Origin of the sequence: Streptomyces melanogenes (assembly GCF_014649795.1) — a bacterium.
Taxonomy (GTDB): Bacteria; Actinomycetota; Actinomycetes; order Streptomycetales; family Streptomycetaceae; genus Streptomyces; species Streptomyces noboritoensis.
In genome coordinates, this window is sequence record NZ_BMTS01000041.1 from 38,489 (window position 1) to 44,488 (window position 6,000).

At 74.5% G+C, this 6,000-nt stretch carries 7 protein-coding genes and 1 pseudogene; 2 read left to right on the forward strand and 6 right to left on the reverse strand.

Annotation, left to right across the window (positions count from 1 at the left end; all coding sequences use genetic code 11):
* Nucleotides 1-44: 44 nt before the first annotated feature.
* The 3 genes from IE252_RS40185 to IE252_RS40195 all read right to left on the reverse strand — a co-directional run bounded on the left by IE252_RS40185 (nt 45) and on the right by IE252_RS40195 (nt 1,695).
* Nucleotides 45-518 (reverse strand): hypothetical protein, encoded by a 474-nt coding sequence (locus IE252_RS40185; RefSeq protein ID WP_190094455.1) that lies wholly within the window; start codon nt 516-518, stop codon nt 45-47.
* A 124-nt stretch (nt 519-642) separates the two neighbouring features.
* Nucleotides 643-1,086 carry a hypothetical protein gene (locus IE252_RS44075; protein WP_190094456.1) on the reverse strand — a complete coding sequence of 148 codons (444 nt, stop codon included), beginning with the start codon at nt 1,084-1,086 and terminating at the stop codon, nt 643-645.
* 87 nt (nt 1,087-1,173) lie between these two features.
* Complete coding sequence (locus IE252_RS40195) at nt 1,174-1,695, reverse strand: DinB family protein (RefSeq protein ID WP_190094457.1); 522 nt, start codon at nt 1,693-1,695, stop codon at nt 1,174-1,176.
* Between the two features lie 125 nt (nt 1,696-1,820).
* Between IE252_RS40195 and IE252_RS40200 the strand changes: the two genes are divergently transcribed.
* Nucleotides 1,821-2,726: a Gfo/Idh/MocA family protein gene (locus IE252_RS40200; RefSeq protein WP_190094458.1), complete on the forward strand. Its 906-nt coding sequence runs from the start codon at nt 1,821-1,823 to the stop codon at nt 2,724-2,726.
* On the opposite strand, the gene lnt is transcribed toward IE252_RS40200, so the two are convergent.
* Both lnt and IE252_RS40210 read right to left on the reverse strand, forming a co-directional pair.
* A complete protein-coding gene (gene lnt, locus IE252_RS40205) occupies nt 2,650-4,254 on the reverse strand; it encodes an apolipoprotein N-acyltransferase (RefSeq protein WP_190094459.1) in 1,605 nt (534 codons plus the stop codon). The two genes, IE252_RS40200 and lnt, sit on opposite strands and share 77 nt — an antisense overlap.
* Nucleotides 4,255-4,401: 147 nt before the next feature.
* Nucleotides 4,402-4,887 (reverse strand): nuclear transport factor 2 family protein, encoded by a 486-nt coding sequence (locus IE252_RS40210; protein ID WP_190094460.1) that lies wholly within the window; start codon nt 4,885-4,887, stop codon nt 4,402-4,404.
* Nucleotides 4,888-5,025: 138 nt separating this feature from the next.
* On the opposite strand from IE252_RS40210, the gene IE252_RS40215 reads away from it, so the two are divergent.
* A complete protein-coding gene (locus IE252_RS40215; protein WP_190094461.1) occupies nt 5,026-5,820 on the forward strand; it encodes a crotonase/enoyl-CoA hydratase family protein in 795 nt (264 codons plus the stop codon).
* Nucleotides 5,821-5,841: 21 nt separating this feature from the next.
* On the opposite strand, the pseudogene IE252_RS40220 reads toward IE252_RS40215, so the two are convergent.
* Nucleotides 5,842-6,000 (reverse strand): annotated as a pseudogene (locus IE252_RS40220) (undecaprenyl-diphosphatase); the annotation flags it as partial.

Here is a 6,000-nt window from a genome sequence, read left to right on the forward strand (position 1 = left end):
GCGCCCGCGCGACGGTCCGCGCGGGTGCCCGTCGGCGCGGGTGCTCAGGCGCCTTCGAGCCGCCCCTCCAGCCGGTCGAGCGCCGCCCGGATCCCGTTCCCGTACGCGTCGTCGTCGAGCGCGTCCAGGGCGGTGTGCGCCCGGTCCAGATGGATGCGGGCGGCGTCCGGACGGTGCAGCTTCACATAGTCCGCCGCCAGGTTCAGATGCAGCGAGGGGTAGAAGGCCCGGACCGCCAGTGAGGCGTGGTGTGCGTCGAGGCGGTCCTGGCCGAGGCCGTCGGCGGCGGCCAACGCCCGCAGGTCCCAGGCGAGTTCGTCGCCCGCGTCGTCCTGCGCGTCCGCCATGTAGTGCGCCAGCGTGCAGCGGTGCAGCGGGTCTCCGTGCTCGCCGATCTCCGCCCAGATGACGCCGAAGCGGTTGCGCGCCTCCTCCCGGTCGCCGCCGTGCAGGAGCATCAGCGCCTGCCCGATCCGGGTCATGACGACGTCCTCCGACGCCTCCTGCTGCTCCGTCACTGCGGCCTCCGCGAGCCTGTCGTACGCATCCGGTCGCCTCGACGCTAGCCGCCCGCACCGACAATCGGGCTCAGGCTCCGGCGCGGCCCCCTGGCCTGTCGCCGCAGGTGCCGGGGGCCCGCCGCTACTTCCCGTACGTCCCCTCGCAGATGCGCGCCTCCGGGCTGTCCGGACGCCAGCCGCCCAGCGACCTGCCCAGGTCGCAGACGTCGTCCCCGATGAGCGGCGCGGGACTCGGCACATGAGGCACCTGCGGCACGGCCGGGTGCGGCGCGGGGCGCGGGCGCGCCGGCGCCGGACGGGCACGCGGATGCGGGTGTGGCGTGGGGGAACGGTGCGCGGCGGCCGGAGCGCGGGGCGCCGGGACGGGCGGCAGGGCCGCGTCCAGGGCCTCGCGGACGGGGGCCTGGACGATCTGGGGCCGGACGTTCCGGTCGGCCCGCTCGCTGGTCTGCGGCAAAGGCGCGGGCGGCCCCGGGGCGGGCCCGCGCGGGACGGTGACACAGCCGGAAACGGCCAGGGCGGCCACCCCGACGAGGAGCCTCACTGCGGTTCGTGTTCGGTGCACCCGCTCAACTCTGCTGGGTGCGGGGCCCGTTGTGCGCGCGTGCGGGCCCGGATTGGCCCGCACGAGTGACGGCCGAGGGTGACGGGGTCAGTCGCCGGTCGAGCCATCCACGCCCTCGCGGAGCAGGTCGGCGTGGCCGTTGTGGCGCGCGTACTCCTCGATCATGTGGGTGTAGATCCAGCGCAGGTTGAAGTGCTGCCCGCCGCGCGAGGTGCCGGTGCTCAGATCGTCGAGGGCGTGTCCCTCGGCGTGCGCGCGGGCCTTGGCGATCTCACCGCGCCAGGTGGCGAGCGCCTCCTCGTAGGTGGCGTCGGGGCCGGGGTGGAAGTCGCCGTCCGGGTCCTCGTCGGTGAAGTAGAGCGGCGCGCCCTGCTCGCCGCCGAAGACATTGCCGAACCAGTGCTGTTCGACCTCGGCCATGTGCCGTACCAGGCCCATGAGGGTGAGGGAGGAGGGCGGCATGGAAGCCGTCCTGAGCTGGTCGTCGGTGAGGCCGGAACACTTCGCGGCCAGCGTCTCGCGGTGGTAGTCCAGCCAGCCCACGAGCATCGACAGCTCGTCGGCGTCGAGGGCGGGCTCCTGGCGTTCGGGCATCTCGGTCGTCGTCATGGCGGCCATCCTCACGGATCGCCCCCGCCCCCGCCACGGGATATCGGGCGAGGTCCGGCCCGATCCCGGCCCACGTATGCTGACCAGGCAAGGAAGCAGGAAGCCGGACGGCGACAGGAGACTTCGTGAAGGTCGGCTGCATCGGACTCGGGGACATCGCGCAGAAGGCCTATCTGCCGGTCCTGACCACCCTGCCGGGGGTGGAGCTGCATCTGCAGACCCGCACCCCCGCCACCCTCGCGCGGGTCGCCGACACCCACCACGTGCCGCTCGCGCAGCGCCACACCGAGCTCGACGCGCTCCTCGCGCAGGGCCTCGACGCGGCCTTCGTGCACGCGCCGACCGCCGTGCACCCGACGATCGTGGCCCGGCTGCTCGAAGCGGGCGTGCCGACCTACGTCGACAAGCCGCTGGCGTACGAACTCGCCGACTCCCAGCGGCTCGTGGAGCTCGCCGAGGAGCGCGGGGTGAGCCTGGCCGTCGGCTTCAACCGGCGGCTCGCGCCCGGCTACGCGCAGTGCGCCGAGCACCCGCGCGAGCTCATCCTGATGCAGAAGAACCGCGTCGGGCTGCCCGAGGACCCGCGCACGCTGGTCCTGGACGACTTCATCCACGTCGTGGACACCCTGCGCTTCCTGGCGCCGGGACCGATCGAGCACACGGTCGTACGGGCCCGGGTGCGCGAAGGCCTGATGGAGCACGTCGTCCTGCAGCTGTCCGGCGACGGCTTCACCGCCATCGGCACCATGAACCGGATGAACGGCTCCACCGAGGAGATCCTGGAGGTCTCCGGCCAGGACACCAAGCGGCAGGTCCTCAACCTGGCCGACGTCGTCGACCACAAGGGCCAGCCGACCGTGCGCCGGCGCGGCGACTGGGTGCCGGTGGCCCGCCAGCGCGGCATCGAGCAGTCCGTGCACTCCTTCCTCGACGCCGTCCGGGCCGGGAAGACGCTCAGTGCACGGGACGCTCTCGCGACTCATGAGCTGTGCGAGCGGGTGGTACGGGAGGCTCTGGAGCAGGCCTCCTGAGCGAGCGCCGCCCGGTGAAGGCGCAGTACGCGGCGAGGACCAGCAGCGCCGCGTACACCGCCCAGTCGCCGAACCGGACGTAGAGCGTGGTGCCGTCGGCGAGCGGCACGTCGTAGACCTCGGCCGTGCTGCGGCCGGTGCCGAGCCAGTGGCCGATCCGCTCGCCGTCCGGGCCGTACACCGCGCTGATCCCGGTGAGCGTGGCGTGCACGGCCGGGCGGCCCGTCTCGGCGGCGCGCAGCGCGGCGAGCGAGGCGTGCTGCGCGGGCGCCCAGCTGTGCTGGAACGACGACGTCGACGACTGGGCGACGATCAACCGGGCGCCCTCGCGTACCAGATGGCGGCTCATGTCCGGGAACGCCGACTCGAAGCAGATCACCGGGCCGAACCGCAGCCCGTCCGGCAGCGTCATCACCACCGGCGCCGAGCCCCGGCGCCGGTCCTCGCCCGCGGCCTTGCCGACGGAGGTGGCCCAGCCGAGCAGCGAGCGGGCCGGGATGTACTCGCCGAACGGCACAAGGCGCATCTTGTCGTAGCGCTGGCCCGTCGGTCCGTCCGGCCCGACCAGGACCGAGCTCTTGAAGATCCCCGGCCGGTCGGCGCGGCGGGCGTCCACGTTCACCAGGACGTCCGCGCCCACCGCCCGCGACAGCGCGGCGATCCTGGCCGCCAGATCCGGCCGGGCCGTCAGGTCGGAGCCGACGCTGCTCTCGCCCCACACCACCAGGTCCACGTCCCGCCCGGCCAGCGAACGGGTCAGGGCCTCGCTGCGGGCGAAGCGGGCGTCGCCGCCCTCGTACATGCCCGGCTGGACGACGGCGACCCGCACCCGGCCCGCCCGTTCGGGGCGCGGCGCCCACGCCCACACGGCCCCGGCGGCGACGGCCCCGGCGAGCACCGCGGCCAGCACGGGCGTCCGCGCCGGGCGGGAGACGAGCAGCACCGTCACCGCGACGTTGGCGGCCACCACGAACAGGCTCACCAGCCAGACCCCGCCGACCGAGGCGAGGCGCAGCGCCGGAACCACCTGCCACTGGCTGGAGCCCAGCAGGCCCCACGGGCCGCCCAACCCCTGCCAGGAGCGGACCAGTTCGACCATCAGCCAGCCCGCGGGCAGCACCACGAGCGCGGCGCTCGCGCGCTGCGGCGAGGGCCTGCCCGCGCCGGGCCCGCCGAGCGTCGAGCGCACCAGGGCGCCCCACGGCGCCCACAGCAGCCCGAGGAGCGCGGCCAGGACGACGATGAAGACGGTCAGGCTCGGCATCAGCCAGTGGTGCACCGCGAGCATGAAACCGGTGCCGCCCAGCCAGCCGTCGAGCGCGGCCCGCCGCCCGTCGCGGGCGGAGCGGATCAGCAGCAGCCACGGCACCAGGGCGACGTAGGCGAACCACCACAGGGCGGGCGCCGGGAACGCCAGCGCCGGGAGCGCCCCGGCGAGCAGCGCCGCCGCGCCCCGCCACCACCGCGACACCATGAGGCGGTGGCGCAGCCCCGTGAGGGTGTGCCGCAGCCCGACCGGAACCCGCATGCCGCGCCTCCTCGCCCCGCCCGTGAGCAGTGGTTTCCGCCCGAGCGTGTCCCCAGTGTGCGCCCTCAGTGTGCGACAGCGGAGCGGCGGCGCCCAGATGGCCCGCGCGCCCGGCGAGTCCGCCCCGCCGCGCGCCCGTACGCTGGTTCAGTTCGCGCCGAGCGCCCCCGACACATGCCGCCACTTCTCCCGCACGGTCACCTCGCGCAGCCGCCAGCCCGCGTCGGTGCGCAGCAGCGAGAACGCGTACCGGCCGCCGGAGACGAAGTTGGGCTCCACCGGCCCGCCGTCGCCGTTGTCCTGCGCGCCGAACCGCATCGGGTTGAGGTAGTCGGCCCGCACCCGGGCCCGGTCGCCGGGATAGCCGCCCAGGTCCTGGAGGGTGAGCAGCCGGTTGACGATCAGGTGCTGGCGGACCGGGAAGAGCCGCATGGTCTCCGCGAGCCAGGCCGCGACCTCGGCCGCGGGCCCCTCCATCCCGCCCGCCGCGCGGTAGTCGGCGCGTCCGTCGGGGGTGAACAGTTCGCCGTACGCGGACCAGTCGGCGTCGTCGACGGCGGCCGCGTACCCGGTGACGATCTCATCGATGGCGAGCCGGTCCATCACGGTCGAGAGTTCCACACGCTGGGTCATCGCCTCAGTGTCCGGCAGCGGACGCGAGGGGCCTAGGGCCTGTCGTCAAATTCCCGTCTGCCCGGGGCCTCGACGGCCGACAACGCGGACGGACCCGCTCTTGTGGGCGTCCGGGGGCACGTGCTACCGCTGGGCGCCATGACCGCACCGAGCGAATCCGCCCCCGCTTTTGCCGCCGTCCGCAGCGAGCGCAGCGGCCCCGTCACGACCGTGGTGCTCTCCCGCCCCCACGCGCGCAACGCGGTGGACGGGCCGACCGCCCGCGCGCTCGCCGACGCCTTCCGCGCCTTCGAGGCCGACGACGAGGCGGCGGTCGCGGTGCTCTGGGGCGAGGGCGGCACCTTCTGCGCTGGCGCCGACCTCAAGGCGATCGGCACCGAGCACGGCAACGCGGTCACCGAGGACGGCGACGGCCCGATGGGCCCGACCCGGATGCGGCTGACCAAGCCGGTGATCGCGGCGGTCTCCGGCCACGCCGTGGCGGGCGGCCTGGAGCTCGCGCTCTGGTGCGACCTGCGGGTGGCTGAAGAGGACGCGGTCTTCGGCGTCTTCTGCCGCCGCTGGGGAGTCCCGCTGATCGACGGCGGTACGGTACGGCTGCCCCGGCTGATCGGCGCGGGCCGGGCGATGGACCTGGTCCTGACCGGCCGCCCGGTCGACGCGTCCGAGGCGCTGGCGATCGGCCTGGCCGACCGGGTGGTGCCGACTGGGACGGCCCGGGCGGCGGCGGAGAAGCTGGCGTCGGAGATCGCCGCGTTCCCCCAGCTGTGCCTGCGCGAGGACCGCCTCTCCCTCCTCGAACAGGAGGCCCTGCCCGAGCCGGAGGCCCTGCGCAACGAACTCGCGCACGGCGTGCGGTCGCTGGAGCGGGCGGGCGAGGGGGCGGCGCGGTTCGCGGGGGGTGCGGGGCGGCATGGGGCGTTCGGGGAGTGAGGCGCGCCGCCCGGGGCCTAGCTAGCCGCCGGTGACCTCGCCCGCGTGCGGGCTGAGCACATCGGCGCCGACCAGCGCGAAGAGCACGATGCCGAGCAGGATGCGGTAGACCACGAACGGCATGAAGCTCTTGCTGGAGATGAACTTCATGAACCACGCGATCACGACATAACCGACACC

Excerpts from the sequence above, each read along its gene's own strand:
- IE252_RS40195 (WP_190094457.1), bottom strand. The coding sequence starts at position 1,695 with ATGACGACGACCGAGATGCCCGAACGCCAGGAGCCCGCCCTCGACGCC.
- lnt (WP_190094459.1), bottom strand. The coding sequence starts at position 4,254 with ATGCGGGTTCCGGTCGGGCTGCGGCACACCCTCACGGGGCTGCGCCAC.
- IE252_RS40210 (WP_190094460.1), bottom strand. The coding sequence starts at position 4,887 with ATGACCCAGCGTGTGGAACTCTCGACCGTGATGGACCGGCTCGCCATC.
- IE252_RS40215 (WP_190094461.1), top strand. The coding sequence starts at position 5,026 with ATGACCGCACCGAGCGAATCCGCCCCCGCTTTTGCCGCCGTCCGCAGC.